Below are 14,776 nucleotides of genomic sequence, written 5' to 3' on the forward strand. Positions count from 1 at the left end.
GGGGGCGCCTCAGGCCGGGCGGGCAGGGCGGGAGCGGGTCAGGGAGAGGAGGTCTCGGGCGGGGCCCACCGGGCGGTGGCCCGTCGGCCAGACCGCGCGCAGGTCACGCCGGAGCGCGACGCCGTCCACCGGAATGCTCACGAGCCGGCGCAAGGAGAGTTCGTCGCCCACCGCGAGTTCGCTCAGTACCGCGGGGCCCGCGCCGCTGACCGCCGAGGCCTTGACGGCGGTGGTGGAGGACAGCTCGATCAGCGGGCGGGCCAGGCCGCCCAGGGCCGCGTCCAGGACCTGGCGGGTGCCGGAGCCCTTCTCCCGGAGGATGAGCGGGGTGGACGCCAGTTCCTGTGCCGCGAGGGGGCGCCGGCGGCGGGCCCAGGGGTGGGTGGGTGCCGTCACCACGATCAGCCGGTCGTGGGCGATCACCGCGGAGTCCAGGCCGGACGGCACGGACAGCCCCTCCACGAAGCCGACGTCGGCCTCGTCCGCGAGCAGCCGCTCGGCCACCGCGGCCGAGTTCCCGGCGAGCAGCGACACCGCGGTGTCGGGCCGCCGGGCGCGCAGCGCGATCAGCCAGCCCGGCAGCAGGTACTCGGCGATGGTCATGCTGGCCGCCACCCGCAGCCGTGAGTCCCGGCGGTCCCTGAGCGCCTGCGCGCCCGCGTCGAAGGCCTCCGCCGCCTCCACCACCCGCCGCGCCCAGTCGGTGACGAGGGCGCCCGCGTCCGTCAGCCGGGAGCCGCGCGGCGAGCGGTCCACGAGGGCCACGCCCAGCTGGCGCTCCATGGACCGGATCCGGCTGCTGGCCGCGGGCTGGGTGATGCCGACCTCCCGGGCCGCCGCCCCGAGGCTGCCCAGCCGCGCGACCGCCAGCAGCAGTTCCAGCGCGCCCAGCTCGGGCACCCGGTACGCCAGTGATCCGGCCCCTCGTCGTTCCTCCGCCGCACCACTCGCCTCGCTCATAAGACCAGCTTATGCCCCCATAGAGGCGAACTCCCTGGTCGTCGCCGTCCGCTCGCGCGACCGTTGGTTCATGGTCACCGCAGCGGCAGTCCGCCACCTCGGCCCCAACTGGTACGCCTCCGTGATGGGCACCGCGGTGGTGGGAACCGCCGGTGCCGCGCTCCCCGTCCACGTCGACGGTCTGCGCCCGCTGTGCGCCGGCGCCTGGGTGCTTTCGCTCGTCATGCTGGTGGTCCTCCTCGCCGCCCGCGCCCTGCACTGGGCCCACCACGGCGACCAGGCCCGCGCCGACCTCCTCGACCCGGCGACGGTCCCGTTCTACGGCTGCCTCGCGATGGCCCTGCTGGCGGTCGGCGGCGGTGCCCTGGGGGTCGGCCGGGACTGGATCGGCACCGAGCGGGCGGTGGCCCTCGACGCCGTGCTGTTCACGGCCGGTACGGCCGTCGGGCTGGCGGCCGCCGTCGCCGTGCCGTACCTCATGGCCGTACGTCACCGCGTCGAGCCGGGACAGGCCACCCCGGTGTGGCTGCTGCCGCTGGTCGCGCCCATGGTGTCGGCCGCGCTCGGGCCGCAGCTGGTGCCGCACCTGCCGCCGGGACAGCCCCGGGAGACGCTGCTGCTCGCCTGTTTCGCGCTGTTCGGGCTGAGCCTGCTCGCGACGCTGCTGATGCTGCCGCTGGTCTTCGCCCGGCTGATCACCGCGGGGCCGCTCCCCCTCGCGCTGACCCCGGCACTCTTCCTGGTGCTGGGGCCGCTCGGGCAGTCCACCACCGCCGTCGGCAACATCGCCGACCTCGCGCCCGGGGTCCTGCCCGCCCCCTACGGCCGGGGCTTCGGCGCCCTCGCCGTCCTGTACGGGGTGCCCGTCATGGGCTTCGCGCTGCTGTGGCTGGCGCTCGCCACCGCGCACGTGGTGCGGGCCCGGCGGCACGGCATGGGATTCGCGATGACCTGGTGGGCGTTCACCTTCCCGGTGGGCACCTGTGTCACCGGCTCCGCCGTCCTGGCCCGGCACACCGGGCTCGCCGCCTACGAGGCCCTCGCGGTCGGGCTGTACGCGCTGCTGGTCGCGGCGTGGCTCGTGGCGGGCGTCGGCACGGTGCGCGGGCTGGTCAGCGGACGGCTGCTCGCAGGGCCCCGGTCAGTACCCGTGGCGCCTCGGCCAGTGACGGCCCGTACCAGGTCAGGTGCCGTCCGCTGACAAGTGCGCAGCTCAGACCGGGGAAAGCCTCGGGACCGTCGTCCGCCGTGAAGCGGTACGGCTCGTCGGGGAGGACGACCAGGTCGGGGGCGGCGGCCCGCAGTTCGTCGAGGGGGATGCGGGGATAGCGGTCGGGGTGGCCGGCGTACAGGTGGTCGACGCCCAGCCGGGCCAGCACGTCGCCCGCGAAGGTGTCCCGGCCCAGCACCATCCAGGGGCGCCGCCAGATCGGCACGACCGCCGTCGTTCGGCGGTCCGGCGCCGGCGGCGCCGCCCAGGCCGTCTCGGCCTCGTCCAGCCACCGCGGCCTGGTCCGCGCCCCGCACGCGGTCAGCACCCGCTCCAGCTCCCGGAAGGCCTGCGGTACGTCCCGTACCTCGGTGACCAGGACCGTCGGTCCCGCCGCGCGCAGGGCGTCGAGGTCCGGCGCGCGGTTCTCCTCCTCGTTGGCGATCACCAGATCGGGGGCGAGGGCGGTGATGCGGTCGAGCCGGGGATTCTTGGTACCGCCGACACGGGTGACCTCGAGGTCCGCCGGATGGCCGCACCAGTCCGTGGCGCCGACGAGGACGCCGGGCAGTGTGACGGCCACCGCCTCGGTGAGCGACGGCACGAGGGAGACGACCCGCACGCGGCGAACCCTAACGAGCGCGGTCCTTGACCGCCTCGATGTGTTCCGCCACCGCGACGACGATCACCCGGGTGTCGGGGACCGTGGCCCGCCAGCGATGGCGGACGCCACCGGTCAGGTAGAGGGTGTCGCCACGGCCGAGGCGGTAGGCGCGGCCCTCCGCCTCGATCTCCACGGCGCCGTCGGCGACGTACATCAACTCGTCGTTGCGGTGCTGGAATTCGCGGCCGGCGTCGTGGTCGCCGGTGAATTCCGAGGCGTGCAGTTGGTGGTGGCCGCGCACCAGCGAGCGCACCCGCGGGTCGAAGCCGTTCTCGGTGTCCTCGGCTCGGACGACGTCCACGCTGCACGCCGGGTCGGCGGCGGCGAGCAGCTCGACGGCGGTGGTGCGCAGGGCGTCGGCGACCTTCTCCAGGGAGCCTCTGCTGGGGCGCGCCCGGTCGTTCTCGATCTGGCTCAGGAAGGGGACGGACAGGCCGCTGCGCTCGGCCACGACGGCGAGGGTGAGCTCCAGCGCGCGGCGGCGCCGCCGGACGGCCGCACCCACCCGGAGGGGCTGTTGTTCTTTGTGGTCGCCCATCGCTCCGGCTCCCTCCTTCGCTCGCCGCGGTTCCGACCGGGTGCCCCGCATCGGGGGCACCACTTCTGATGACTTCTCTGCACCCTACGCATGTTCGGCAAACCGTTTCACGCGGCCGTCACATCGATGTCACGCGGAGCCGGCGTCACCCCCATAGATCGCGCCAGCGCACGAGCCGCCGTCGGCCTCCGATCGGGGCCGTGCTGCCGGATGGTGAAGTCCCGTAGCGTGGTGCGGAGTTGGCCGACAGTGACGCATCCGGGGCGCGGGCCGGGAGGACGGCGAGGTTTGGGTAAGGCCGTAGCGCTCTGTGGTTGGCCGGATTCTTTCCGTAGGAGTATCCGGGCTCGTTCCGTCCACCGCGCCCCGTACGCCACGAGGGGTGGACGGCACCTGGAACGGTGCTGCCCACCCCTCGCGCGGGCGGATCCGGGTGCTGTCAGGTCACCCGGCCGCCCGGCTCTTCGTCCCCTGGCCGGCGACCGGGGCCCACTTGTCGACCATCCCTGGGTGCTGCTTCAGCCAGGTGCGGACGGCGTCCTGCTCCTTGCCCTCGCCGGCCTTCTGGATCTGTGCTTCCAGGCCGGTGAGCTGCTGCTCCGTCATGGAGAAGTTCCGCAGCCACCTGCCGGCCTCGGGGTTGTCGGCGGCGAAGCCCTTGCGGGCGATGGTGTGCACGCCGTCGCCCTTGCCCCAGGCGCCCCGCGGGTCCTTGAGCTTTTTCAGGTCGTAGTCGCTGTACGCCCAGTGGGGCGACCACAGGGTGACGACGACCGGCTGCTTCTTGGCGTAGGCGCGCTTGAGCTCGGCGAGCATCGCGGGGGTCGAGCCGTCGACGACCTCGTACGCGCCCGTCAGGCCGTACTCCTTGAGGACCTTGTTCTTGAGCAGGCCCATCATGCCGGCGCTGGGCTCGATGCCGATGATCTTCCCGCCGAACTCGGAGGCGTGCGCCTTGAGGTCCGCCAGGGAGTTCACGTCCTTCACGTACGACGGGACGGACAGTTCCAGGGAGGTGGGGCCGTACCACTTGCCGAGGTCGTCGAGCTGCTTGCCGTACTTCTTCCAGTACTCGGCGTGGGTGGTGGGCAGCCAGGAGTCGGTCTGGAAGTCGAGCTGGCCGGTGGCGAGGCCGGTGTAGAGGGGGCCGGCGGCGTACTGGGTGGTGGTCACCTTGAAGCCGCGCTCCTCCAGGATCTCCTTCCAGAGGTACGTGGAGGCGATGCCCTCGTCCCAGGGGATGTAGCCGATCCGGACCTCCTTGCCCTTGCCGACGTCCGTGGCGGAGGCCTGGGAGGTGCCGGAGGAGCCGAAGACCCCCATGCCGCCGGCCACCAGGGCCAGTACGACCACGCCGACGACCGCGACCGCCGGGCGCGGGCGGTGGGCCCAGACCCTGGTGCCGGCGGCCGCGCGGGCCTTCGCGGCGGCGCGGCGGCCCAGCGGCGACAGCTGGGTGCCGAGGGCGCCGGTGACCCGGTCCAGGTAGATGGCGAGGACGACGATGCCGACGCCCGCCTCGAAGCCGAAGCCGATGTCGAGCCGGCCGATGGCCTCGTTGACGGCGCCGCCGAGGCCGCCGGTGCCGACCATGCCGGCGATCACGACCATCGACAGGCCCAGCATGATCACCTGGTTGACGCCGGCCATGATGGTCGGCAGCGCCAGCGGCAGCTGGACGCGCAGCAGGATGTCGCGGGGTGAGGTGCCGAACGCCTCGGCGGCCTCGACCAGCTCGGCGTCGACCTGCCGGATGCCCAGCTCGGTCATGCGGACGCCGGGCGCGAGGGCGAAGATCAGCGTGGCGATGACGCCGGCGGCGGTGCCCAGGCCGAAGAACAGGATGGCCGGGATCAGCAGCACCATCGACGGCATGGTCTGGAGCAGGTCCAGGACGGGGCGCACGGCCGCACTGACCGCCTTGGAACGGGCGGCCCAGATGCCCAGCGGGACGGAGATGACCAGGGCGATCACCGTGGCGACGAGGACCAGGGCGAGCGTCGACATCGCCCGGTCCCACAGGTCGAGCGAGTCGACGAGCGCGAACCCGGCGAAGGCGAGGACCCCCGCGACCAGCCCGCGCAGCCACCAGGCGAGCACCGCGAGGATGCCCGCCAGGAGCAGCGGCTCGGGTGCGGTCAGAACGGCGTAGATGCCGTCGTACATGCCCTCCACGACCGCGCGGATCGCGTCGAACAGCCAGGACAGATGGGCGACCAGCCAGTTGACGCCGGAGTCGACCCAGTCACCGAGGTGGATCCTAGGCACCGGCGGTCACCTTCTTCGTCTTGCCCTGTCCGCCGTCGCAGACGGTGGGCTCGCCCGGTGCGTCGCCGAGGAAGCCGACGAGGCGCTGCCTCGGTACGACGCCCACGAGCGTGCGTGCGTCGTCGCGGACCGCGACCGGGTGTGGGAGGCGGGCGCTGAGCGCGCACAGCTCGGTGAACGGCGTGTCCGGCGTGGCGGCCGGGCAGCCGCAGTCCGCCTCGTCGCCGCGCAGCTCGGTGTCCATGACGGCGGCGGCGGTCAGAACGCGGGAGCGGTCCACGTCCTTGGTGAAGGAGGCGACGTAGTCGTCGACGGGACGGATCAGGATGTCCTCGGCGGTGCCGGTCTGCACGATCCGTCCGTCGCGCATGACGGCGATCCGGTCGCCCAGGCGCATGGCCTCGTTGAGGTCGTGGGTGATGAAGACGATCGTCTTCTTCAGGGTCTGCTGAAGCGTCAGCAGCTGGTCCTGCATGTCGCGGCGGATCAGCGGGTCGAGCGCGCTGAAGGACTCGTCCATCAGCAGCAGCTCGGCGTCGGTGGCGAGCGCGCGGGCGAGGCCGACGCGCTGCTGCATGCCGCCGGACAGCTCGTCGGGCCAGGAGTCCTCCCAGCCGGCCAGGCCGCACAGGGCGAGCGCCTCGTCGGCGCGGCGCTCGCGCTCGGCGCGGGGCACGCCCTGCACGGCGAGGCCGTAGGCGGCGTTGTCGCGGACGCTGCGGTGCGGGAAGAGCGCGAAGTGCTGGAAGACCATGCTGATCTTCCGTGCGCGGACCTCGCGCAGTTCGCGGTCGGTGAGCGCGGTCAGGTCCCGGTCGCCGAAGCGGACCTGCCCGGCGGTCGGCTCCAGCAGACCGTTGAGCATCCGCAGCAGGGTGGACTTGCCGGATCCGGACAGACCCATCACGACGAAGATCTGGCCGGGGTCCACGGTGAAGGAGGCGTCGATCACGGCGGCGGTGGTGCCGTCGGCGCGCAGCTCCTCCCGGTCGGCTCCCCGCCGGAGTCCTTCCACTGCTTGGTCCGGTCGTCTGCCGAACACCTTGTACAGATGCTCGGCCTCAAGGCTGGCTGACACACGTACCTCTCGTTGAAAAGAGCAACTATCGCCGCTCGGAGGCGGCACCTGCCCAAGCGCCCCGGAGGCAAACACAACAGTGGCCCAGTTCACAGACCCGCCCGGTACGGCATGATGGCGAGGCGTGACCGGACGACTGATGCTCCTCGACACCGCCTCCCTCTACTTCCGCGCCTACTTCGGCGTGCCGGACTCGGTGAAGGCGCCGGACGGCACGCCGGTGAACGCCGTGCGCGGGCTGCTGGACTTCATCGACCGGCTGGTGAAGGACCACCGGCCGGACCGCCTGGTGGCGTGCATGGACGCCGACTGGCGCCCCCGGTGGCGGGTCGACCTGATCCCCTCCTACAAGGCGCACCGCGTCGCCGAGGTCCACGAGGCCGGACCGGACGAAGAGGAGGTCCCGGACACGCTCTCCCCGCAGGTACCGGTCATCGAGGCCGTCCTGGACGCGCTCGGCATCGCCCGGGTCGGGGTCGAGGGGTACGAGGCGGACGACGTCATCGGCACGTTCACCGCGCGCGCCAAGGGCCCGGTCGACATCGTGACCGGCGACCGCGACCTGTACCAGCTGGTGGACGACGCCCGCGGGGTGCGGGTGCTGTACCCGCTCAAGGGCGTCGGCACGCTGCAACTGACCGACGAGGCGTGGCTGCGCGAGAAGTATGGGGTGGACGGCAGCGGGTACGCGGATCTGGCGCTGCTGCGCGGCGACCCGAGCGACGGGCTGCCGGGCGTGCCCGGCATCGGCGAGAAGACGGCCGCCAAGCTGCTCGCCGAGTTCGGCGACCTGGCCGGGATCATGGCGGCGGTCGGCGACCCCGGGGCCAGGCTCACGCCGTCGCAGCGCAAGCGGCTGGAGGAGGCCCGCCCGTACGTCACCGTCGCGCCGACGGTCGTCCGGGTCGCCGCCGACGTCCCCCTGCCGGACGTCGACACGGAACTGCCGAGCGCACCGCGCGACGCGGCGGGTCTTGAGGAGCTGTCGGCGCGCTGGGGACTGGGCGGTTCCCTCCAGCGGCTCCTGACGACGCTCGGGGCCTGACGCGCGCGATGGCCTCCCAGTACCCTCTCATCCAGCTCCGAAGGAAGGGGTGTTCGCTTGCCCCGGATGCTAACTTAGGTGAACCTAACCAATGGAGCGCCTAACAATGGAGCCGGGAGGCCGTCATGGCAGAACGTCCGGGACGCAAGCCGCGGAAGCCCCATTCCGCCCAGGTCGTGCGCACCGAGCGGCTGACCCCGCACATGCAGCGGGTGGTGCTCGGTGGTGAGGGTCTGGCGGACTTCGCCGCGGACACCTGCACCGACCATTATGTGAAGCTCCTGTTCCCCGCCGAGGGCGTGACCTATCCCGAGCCCTTCGACATGGAGCGGATCCGTGCGGAGTTCCCGCGCGAGCAGTGGCCGGTGACCCGGACGTACACGGTGCGCGCCTGGAATCCCGAACAGCGCGAGCTGGCGCTGGACTTCGTGATCCACGGCGACGAGGGCCTGGCCGGGCCGTGGGCGGCGCGCGTCCAGCCGGGCGAGACCGTGCGCTTCATGGGCCCCGGCGGGGCGTACGCGCCCGACGTGAGCGCCGACTGGCATCTGCTCGCCGGTGACGAGAGTGCTCTGCCCGCGATCGCCCGCTCCCTGGAGGCGCTGCCCGAGGGCGTCAGGGCGCACGCCTTCGTGGAGGTCTCCGGACCCGGGGAGGAGCAGAAGATCGACTCCGGCGTGGAGGTCGTCTGGCTGCACCGCGGTGACCGGCCGGTCGGCGCGGCGCTGGTCGAGGCGGTACGGGCACTGGAGTTCCCCGAGGGCCGGATGCACGCCTTCGTGCACGGCGAGGCGGCCTTCGTGAAGGAACTGCGCCGGCTGCTGCGCGTCGAGCTCGCCGTCCCGCGCGAGGACCTGTCGATCTCCGGCTACTGGCGTCTGGGCCACAACGAGGACGGCTGGCAGGCCTCCAAGCGGGATTGGAACGCACGCATCGAGGCGGAGCAGGAGGGCGGCGCGGCCGCGGCCTGAGCAGGGCACTTCGCGAGTGGCGGCGCCCCTGGGGGTGCCGCCACCGGCGCGTCCGGGCACCCATGACAGGTGCCGCCGTGACGAAGGCGGTGCCCGTCCAGGCCTGCCTGACAGGGCGGCGCGGCCGCCTGAGCCGGGCGACTCGGCGTCCGGGTCCAGCGCCTACGCTGGTGCCCTGATGAGACGCAAGACGCGCACCCCGCCCTCGCCCCTGCCGCAGCGTCACGGGGTGGATCCGGTGCGGGTGCGGCTGCCGCTCGGCGGGGCGTGGGCCACGGTGGGTGAGCATCTGGTGGAGCGGCTCAGCGGGGCCGGCCCCGGGATGGTCGCGGGAATGCTGGACGCGGGACTGGTCGTCGGTGCGGACGGCCTGTCGGTGGCCGCCGACGCCCCGTACGTACCGGGGATGTACCTGTGGTTCCACCGCGAGCTGCCCGACGAGGTGCCGGTGCCGTTCCCGCTGGAGGTCGTGTACCGGGACGAGCGGATCGTCGTCGTGGACAAGCCGCACTTCCTCGCCACGACCCCGCGCGGCAGCCATGTCGCCCAGACCGCCCTGGCCCGCCTCCGGCACGAACTCGGCCTGCCGACGCTGACGGCGGCGCACCGTCTGGACCGGCTGACGGCCGGGCTGGTGCTGTTCACCGTACGGCCCGAGCACCGGGGCGCCTACCAGTCGCTGTTCCGCGACCGGCAGGTGCGCAAGGAGTACGAGGCGGTCGCCCCGTACGTCCCCGGTCTGGCCCTGCCCCGGACCGTGCGCAGCCGGATCGTCAAGGAGCGCGGGATCCCGGCCGCGCAAGAGGTGCCGGGCGAGCCGAACGCGGTGACTCTGGTGGAACTGGCCGAGCACCGCGAGCGGGACGGGCTGGGCCGGTACCGGCTGGTCCCCGCCACCGGCCAGACGCATCAGCTGCGGGTGCACATGAGCTCCCTGGGCGTGCCCCTCCTCGGCGATCCGCTGTACCCGGAGGTGACCGGCCCCGTACCGGCCGGTGACTTCCGGCGCCCGCTGCAACTGCTCGCGCGGAGGCTGGAGTTCACCGATCCGGTCACGGGGACGGAGCGCCGCTTCGTCAGTGGCCGGGTGCTGCAAGCCTGGTCGTCGCCCGCCGAGTGGGCCGCCGGGTAGGCAGCCGGCCGAAGGCGGGCGGCCCGGCCGGCAGACCGGTCAGTGGCCGCGCCACCACCGCTTGAGGCGCTGCCACACGCCGCGCCGGCGGGCCGGTTCGGCGGGCGCGGGAGCCTGCTGCGGCGTCGCCGCCACCTCGGCTTCGGGGGCGGAGACGGGGGCGGGGGCCGGTGCGGGCTCCGTACGGGTGGTGCCGACCTGCCAGGTGGCGCGCTGCGGCGGGATCGGCGCGGGGCTGGGCTTGAGCATCACGTCCTGCTGCGGCTTCGGTTCAAAACGCACCGGCAGTTCCACCAGGTGCCGTGAGGCGATCGACGACCGCCAGCGCAACTCCTCCTCGTCGCAGTCGAGCTGGACGTCCGGCAGGCGGGTCAGCAGCGCGTCGACACCGACATCGGCGACGGCACGGCCGATGTCCTGGCCGGGGCATTCGTGCGGGCCGCCGCCGAAGGCGAGGTGGGAGCGGTTGCCCTGCATGTTGGCGGACAGGTCGGGGCGTACCCGAGGGTCCACGTTGCCCGGTCTCGGGGCGAACAGCAGCCCGTCGCCCCGGCGGATCCGCTGGCCGCCCAGCTCGGTGTCCTGCTTGGCGAAGTAGCCGAGGACGGCACTGAACGGCGGCTCGTCCCACAGGGACTGCTCGACCGCCTCGGGCACCGTCATCTGCCCGCCGTTGAGCTGGGCGCGGAAGCCCGGCTCGGTGAGGACCATGCGCAGCGCGTTGCCGAGCAGGTTGGTGGTGGCCTCGTAGGCGGCGAAGAGCACCAGGCGCAGGTGCTCCCGGACCTCGTCGTCGGTCAGCCCGGCCGGGTGGGTGATGAGGTGGCTGGTGAAGTCCTCGTCCGGCCGGGCACGACGGCGGCTGGTGAGCCGGCTGAGCGCGTCCATGACGTAGGTGTGGCTGGCGATGGCGGTCTCGGTGCCCTTGAGCGCGTCGCGGGCGGCCTGCACCATGCGGTCGTTGTACTCCTCGGGCATGCCGAGGATCTCGCACATCACCGCCATCGGCAGGTGCTCCGCGAACTGGCCGACCAGGTCGGCGCGGCCCGCCCCGCAGAACTCGTTGACCAGCACCTGGGTGTAGCGGCCGATGTGGCGGCGGATGCCGCGGTGGTCGATGGTCGACATGGCGCCGGTGACGGCCGCCCGCAGCCGCTGGTGCTCGTCGCCCTCGGCGTGCGAGCAGATGGGCTGCCAGGCGATGTGCGGCATCAGCGGGTGGTCGGGCTTGACCATGCCCTCCGCCAGCGGCGTCCAGACGCGGCTGTCCCGGGTGAACTGCGAGGGGCTGCGCACCATGTGCAGGTTCTCGGCGTGTCCGAGGACCACCCACATCGGCACGTCGTCGTGCAGCAGCACCGGCGCCACGGGGCCGTAGTCCGCCCGCAGCTTGTCGTACAGCTCGCCCAGGTCGTCCGCGTCCGGGCCGTACAGCCGGCGCAGTCCCCCGGGCCCGACGCCGTGCACGGGGCAGCCGGGGGGCGGGCCGAGCGTGGGATCGTCCGTGCCGGTCGGGGAGTGGGATTCAGGCGTCACAGTGGTCGCTCCGAGGGATGGATCCGGGGTGTCGGGAGAGTCGGGAGGGGGTCAGGTGAGGGCGCCGGTCATGGCGAGCGAGTGCAGGAAGCGCATGAGGGTCATCAGCGTGTCGCGGCTGGAGGCCCGGCGGCGCGCGTCGCACTCGAGGATGGGGATCTCCGGCGGCAGGTCCAGTGCGGTGCGCAGCTCCTCGATGGGGTAACGAGGCGCGTCAGCAAAGGAGTTGACGGCTACGACGAAGGGCACGCCGCGCTCCTCCAGTCGCCCTATGACGTCGAAGCTGACTTCCAGACGGCGGGTGTCGACGAGCACGACGGCGCCGAGGGCGCCTTCGAAGAGTCCGTTCCACAGGAACCAGAAGCGCTCCTGGCCGGGCGTGCCGAAGAGGTAGAGCACCAGCTTGTCGGTGATGCTGATGCGGCCGAAGTCCATGGCCACGGTGGTGGCCGTCTTCGTCTCGGAGCCGTAGTTGTCGTCGACACCGATGCCGGCCTGAGTCATGGTCTCTTCGGTGGTCAGCGGTTTGATCTCGCTGACCGAGCCGACCATGGTGGTCTTGCCGACTCCGAAGCCGCCCACGATCACGATCTTCACCGCGGCCTGGGCCGTGTGCGGCAGATGATCCGCGGTCCGTGGGCCCGGGATGGTGTCAGAGCTTTTGAAGTCCATGCATCACCGCTTCGAGGAGTGAACGGTCGGGCAGCGCCTGGCGGACGATCGGAACGCGCGCCTGCACCAGTTCGGCCGTGATCATCTCGGTGATCAGTACGGTCATCGCGCTGAAGGGCAGGTTGAGGTAGGCCGAGAGTTCGGCCACGGACAGGGGGGCGGTGCAGAGCCGGAGCAGCACCGACTGCTCGGGCGGGACGGAGGGCGGTGGGTCGGCGCGCGCCACGATCAGCGTCACCAGGTCCAGCTCGGCGCGTCCCCCGTCGGTGGCGCCGGTGATGACGTACAAGCGCTCGGGGTTCTTCTTGGTGCCCGTCCGCTCGCCCGCCTCGAGGGGTTCCGGCAGTGGTTCCGGTTGCGGGATTCGCCGTTTGCGTTGCGGAGGAGTCATACGGTCTGCCCGTTCCGCCGGGGCGGACTGGTGAGATGGGCGCCGATACGGACGACCAGGTCGCGCATCATGCCGCTCATCCGGCCCGGCTCGCAGACGACGTCGGCGAGGACCGCGAGGTAGGCGTTGGCGCCGGCGGCCATCAGGTAGAAGTAGCCACCGTCGATCTCGATGACGACCAGCTTCATGTCGCCGTCGCTGCCGGGGAGTTCCTGGGCGACGGCGCCGGCCAGGCTCTGCACGCCGGCGCAGGCCGCGGCGACGCGGTCGGCGGCGTCGGGCTCGCCGCCGTAGCGGGCGATGCGCAGGCCGTCGGCGGAGAGCACCACGATCATCTCGATGCCCGGTACGCCGTCGGCGAGCTCCTTGAGCATCCAGTCGAAGTTCGCTCGCTGCTGGATCACTTGAGGTCCCCCTCCTCGTCGGCCTCGGTGTGGTGGGTGGCCGAATCGTCGTTGATCAGGTGCAGGTACGCGGTCGGGTTCCGCGTGAAGTCGGTCGGGTGGCCCGGGTTGTCCTTCTTGAGCCCCTCCCAGAAGGCCTCGACCCACAGTCCGGGTTCGCGGTCGTCCTTCTTCTTCTCGGGCTCGGGTCCGGGCTTGTGCTGCGACCAGATGGTGGGATTGCCCTCGCGTTCGGCCCGCTCGATGGCGGCCTGTTCGGCGAGGCGCTGGCTGAGCGGGATCTTCATCCTGCTGCGGCGCTGCGGCAGGCCGCCGGCGGTCCACTCGGTGACCTCGGGGACATCGTCCTCCATGGAGATCCCGGCGGGGATGCGCGGGCTGGTGGGGCGCCGCTTCTTGGGAGCGCGCTTGGGGCCCTCGAGTGCGCCGAGTTCGGCCTTGGGCACGGCGGTGGCGCCGATGCCGTGGGCGAGGCCGGGGGCCGGCTCGGTGGTCATCATGCTGCTGGGCACGATGAGGACGGCTCGGACGCCGCCGTACGCGGAAGCGCGCAGCGAGACCTGCATGTTGTACGTCGAGCACAGTCGGCCGATGACGGCCAGGCCGAGGCGCGGGGTGGTGCCGAGGGTCTGTAGGTCGACGCCCGCCTTGGCCGCCTCCAGCATGTTCTCGATCCGGGCCCGGGCCTCCTCGTTGAGGCTGACTCCGGCGTCCTCGATCTCGATGGCGACGCCGGTCTGCACCTCGGTGGCGGTGACGTGCACCTTGGTCTGGGGCGGCGAGTAGCGGGTGGCGTTGTCGAGGAGCTCGGCCGCGGCGTGGATGACCGGCTCGACGCAGGTGCCCTTGATGTTCACATGGGCGATGGAGGCCAGGTCGATCCGGCGGTATTCGAGGATCCGGGACATAGCGCCGCGCAGCACGCTGTACAGCGCCACGGGGTTGGGCCACTGACGGCCGGGGCGGCCGCCGCCGAGGACGGAGATGGAGTCGGCGAGGCGGCCGATCAGCGCGGTGCCGTGGTCGATGCGCAGCAGGTCGTCGAAGACCTCGGGGTTGCGGCCGTGGTCCTCCTCCATCTCGCGGAGTTCGTTGGCCTGCTGGTGGACGATGGCCTGGACGCGGCGGGCGATGTTCACGAACGCCTGCTGCGCCGCGTCGCGCGCCGTCTCTTCCTCGTCCACGACCTTCAGCAGGGCCTTGAGCAGGTCGCGCAGGGCGTCGGGGAGGTGACGCAGTTCCGGGTCGGCGTCGAGGACCTTGTGAATCACCTCTCTGGGGGATTCACCGGCGCGCAGCCGGTACAGCGCGGTCGGCACGATCTCCGTGCGGAAGCGGAGGAGATCGGCTTCCTGGGCGGCGAGGCGCCGCTCCAGATACGCGATGTGACGGGCGTGTTCCGCCCGCACCTCATGGAGCTTGCGACCGCGGCGCACCGCTTCGACCGCCGCCGTGATCACCAGCAGTGTGGCGACGGCGCCGCACAGGCCGACCGCGGTCCGGGCCGGCGCCGCGACCACGGCGACGGCGGCTCCGGTCGCCGCGGCCATCAATATGGCCGGCAGCAACAGCACGCGCACGTAGGACAGTTCGCGGCCACCGGGAGGGGATTGAACACTCACCATGTATGCCTCTGTGACTAATCGGCGGGGTGTCGGGGGAGCTATCGGAGGGAAGATTCCTGGAGCAGTCTGGATCTTCGGTGTTTTTAGGAACAAGCGCACGAATTCGTCTCAACTCGGTGCGCCGCGGGCGAGCTTAGTCCGACCGGATCATCGCCGTGTCATATTCGGCGAGCGCCTGAAATCGCCCACGCCACAGGAGTACGCTCGGGCCCATTTGCACTCTGCGCCAACAATCGCACACCGAACGTAGCCGAGAACAGGCGTGCGGGGATAACTCACCGT

14 protein-coding genes are annotated in these 14,776 nt (G+C 72.1%); 4 read left to right on the forward strand and 10 right to left on the reverse strand.

What is annotated here, in order from left to right:
• Nucleotides 1-9 precede the first annotated feature (9 nt).
• Nucleotides 10-960: a LysR family transcriptional regulator gene (locus tag ACWGJM_RS03960; protein WP_453410071.1), complete on the reverse strand. Its 951-nt coding sequence runs from the start codon at nt 958-960 to the stop codon at nt 10-12.
• Between the two features lie 70 nt (nt 961-1,030).
• Here ACWGJM_RS03960 and ACWGJM_RS03965 point away from each other — a divergent pair, with 70 nt between their 5' ends.
• Nucleotides 1,031-2,161: a TDT family transporter gene (locus tag ACWGJM_RS03965; protein ID WP_453410072.1), complete on the forward strand. Its 1,131-nt coding sequence runs from the start codon at nt 1,031-1,033 to the stop codon at nt 2,159-2,161.
• Here the strand turns inward: ACWGJM_RS03965 and ACWGJM_RS03970 are convergent.
• The 4 genes from ACWGJM_RS03970 to ACWGJM_RS03985 form a co-directional block, all read right to left on the reverse strand.
• Complete coding sequence (locus tag ACWGJM_RS03970) at nt 2,073-2,792, reverse strand: helical backbone metal receptor (protein ID WP_453410073.1); 720 nt, start codon at nt 2,790-2,792, stop codon at nt 2,073-2,075. The two genes, ACWGJM_RS03965 and ACWGJM_RS03970, sit on opposite strands and share 89 nt — an antisense overlap.
• A 10-nt stretch (nt 2,793-2,802) precedes the next feature.
• A complete protein-coding gene (locus ACWGJM_RS03975; protein ID WP_453410074.1) occupies nt 2,803-3,372 on the reverse strand; it encodes a helix-turn-helix domain-containing protein in 570 nt (189 codons plus the stop codon).
• 444 nt (nt 3,373-3,816) lie between these two features.
• Nucleotides 3,817-5,640 carry an ABC transporter permease/substrate binding protein gene (locus ACWGJM_RS03980; RefSeq protein ID WP_453410075.1) on the reverse strand — a complete coding sequence of 608 codons (1,824 nt, stop codon included), beginning with the start codon at nt 5,638-5,640 and terminating at the stop codon, nt 3,817-3,819.
• Entirely contained in the window at nt 5,633-6,718 is a 1,086-nt protein-coding gene (locus ACWGJM_RS03985) for a quaternary amine ABC transporter ATP-binding protein (RefSeq protein WP_453410076.1), read from the reverse strand. Before ACWGJM_RS03985 ends, ACWGJM_RS03980 begins: the two co-directional genes overlap by 8 nt.
• Before the next feature lie 124 nt (nt 6,719-6,842).
• On the opposite strand from ACWGJM_RS03985, the gene ACWGJM_RS03990 reads away from it, so the two are divergent.
• The 3 genes from ACWGJM_RS03990 to ACWGJM_RS04000 all read left to right on the forward strand — a co-directional run bounded on the left by ACWGJM_RS03990 (nt 6,843) and on the right by ACWGJM_RS04000 (nt 9,866).
• Complete coding sequence (locus ACWGJM_RS03990; RefSeq protein ID WP_453410077.1) at nt 6,843-7,763, forward strand: 5'-3' exonuclease; 921 nt, start codon at nt 6,843-6,845, stop codon at nt 7,761-7,763.
• A 125-nt stretch (nt 7,764-7,888) separates the two neighbouring features.
• Nucleotides 7,889-8,734, forward strand: coding sequence for a siderophore-interacting protein (locus tag ACWGJM_RS03995; protein ID WP_453410078.1), 846 nt, complete (start codon nt 7,889-7,891; stop codon nt 8,732-8,734).
• A 178-nt stretch (nt 8,735-8,912) separates the two neighbouring features.
• Nucleotides 8,913-9,866, forward strand: coding sequence for an RluA family pseudouridine synthase (locus ACWGJM_RS04000; RefSeq protein ID WP_453410079.1), 954 nt, complete (start codon nt 8,913-8,915; stop codon nt 9,864-9,866).
• A 39-nt stretch (nt 9,867-9,905) separates the two neighbouring features.
• Here ACWGJM_RS04000 and ACWGJM_RS04005 read toward each other — a convergent pair whose 3' ends face one another.
• The 5 genes from ACWGJM_RS04005 to ACWGJM_RS04025 are packed head-to-tail and all read right to left on the reverse strand — an operon-like array spanning nt 9,906 to nt 14,494.
• Entirely contained in the window at nt 9,906-11,402 is a 1,497-nt protein-coding gene (locus ACWGJM_RS04005; protein ID WP_453410080.1) for a cytochrome P450, read from the reverse strand.
• A 51-nt stretch (nt 11,403-11,453) separates the two neighbouring features.
• On the reverse strand, nt 11,454-12,074 hold the full coding sequence (locus ACWGJM_RS04010) for a GTP-binding protein (protein WP_453410081.1): 621 nt from the start codon (nt 12,072-12,074) through the stop codon (nt 11,454-11,456).
• Nucleotides 12,055-12,465, reverse strand: coding sequence for a DUF742 domain-containing protein (locus tag ACWGJM_RS04015; RefSeq protein WP_453410082.1), 411 nt, complete (start codon nt 12,463-12,465; stop codon nt 12,055-12,057). Before ACWGJM_RS04015 ends, ACWGJM_RS04010 begins: the two co-directional genes overlap by 20 nt.
• Nucleotides 12,462-12,869 carry a roadblock/LC7 domain-containing protein gene (locus tag ACWGJM_RS04020; RefSeq protein ID WP_453410083.1) on the reverse strand — a complete coding sequence of 136 codons (408 nt, stop codon included), beginning with the start codon at nt 12,867-12,869 and terminating at the stop codon, nt 12,462-12,464. The genes ACWGJM_RS04015 and ACWGJM_RS04020 overlap by 4 nt, the downstream gene beginning before the upstream one ends.
• Nucleotides 12,866-14,494: an ATP-binding protein gene (locus ACWGJM_RS04025; RefSeq protein ID WP_453410084.1), complete on the reverse strand. Its 1,629-nt coding sequence runs from the start codon at nt 14,492-14,494 to the stop codon at nt 12,866-12,868. The genes ACWGJM_RS04020 and ACWGJM_RS04025 overlap by 4 nt, the downstream gene beginning before the upstream one ends.
• Between the last annotated feature and the right edge of the window lie 282 nt (nt 14,495-14,776).

It is taken from the genome of Streptomyces sp. NPDC054834, assembly GCF_053611185.1.

Coding starts and splice junctions, on each gene's coding strand:
- ACWGJM_RS03975 (WP_453410074.1), bottom strand. CDS start 3,372: ATGGGCGACCACAAAGAACAACAGCCCCTCCGGGTGGGTGCGGCCGTC.
- ACWGJM_RS04000 (WP_453410079.1), top strand. CDS start 8,913: ATGAGACGCAAGACGCGCACCCCGCCCTCGCCCCTGCCGCAGCGTCAC.
- ACWGJM_RS03960 (WP_453410071.1), bottom strand. CDS start 960: ATGAGCGAGGCGAGTGGTGCGGCGGAGGAACGACGAGGGGCCGGATCA.
- ACWGJM_RS04015 (WP_453410082.1), bottom strand. CDS start 12,465: ATGACTCCTCCGCAACGCAAACGGCGAATCCCGCAACCGGAACCACTG.
- ACWGJM_RS03965 (WP_453410072.1), top strand. CDS start 1,031: ATGGTCACCGCAGCGGCAGTCCGCCACCTCGGCCCCAACTGGTACGCC.
- ACWGJM_RS04025 (WP_453410084.1), bottom strand. CDS start 14,494: ATGGTGAGTGTTCAATCCCCTCCCGGTGGCCGCGAACTGTCCTACGTG.
- ACWGJM_RS03995 (WP_453410078.1), top strand. CDS start 7,889: ATGGCAGAACGTCCGGGACGCAAGCCGCGGAAGCCCCATTCCGCCCAG.
- ACWGJM_RS04010 (WP_453410081.1), bottom strand. CDS start 12,074: ATGGACTTCAAAAGCTCTGACACCATCCCGGGCCCACGGACCGCGGAT.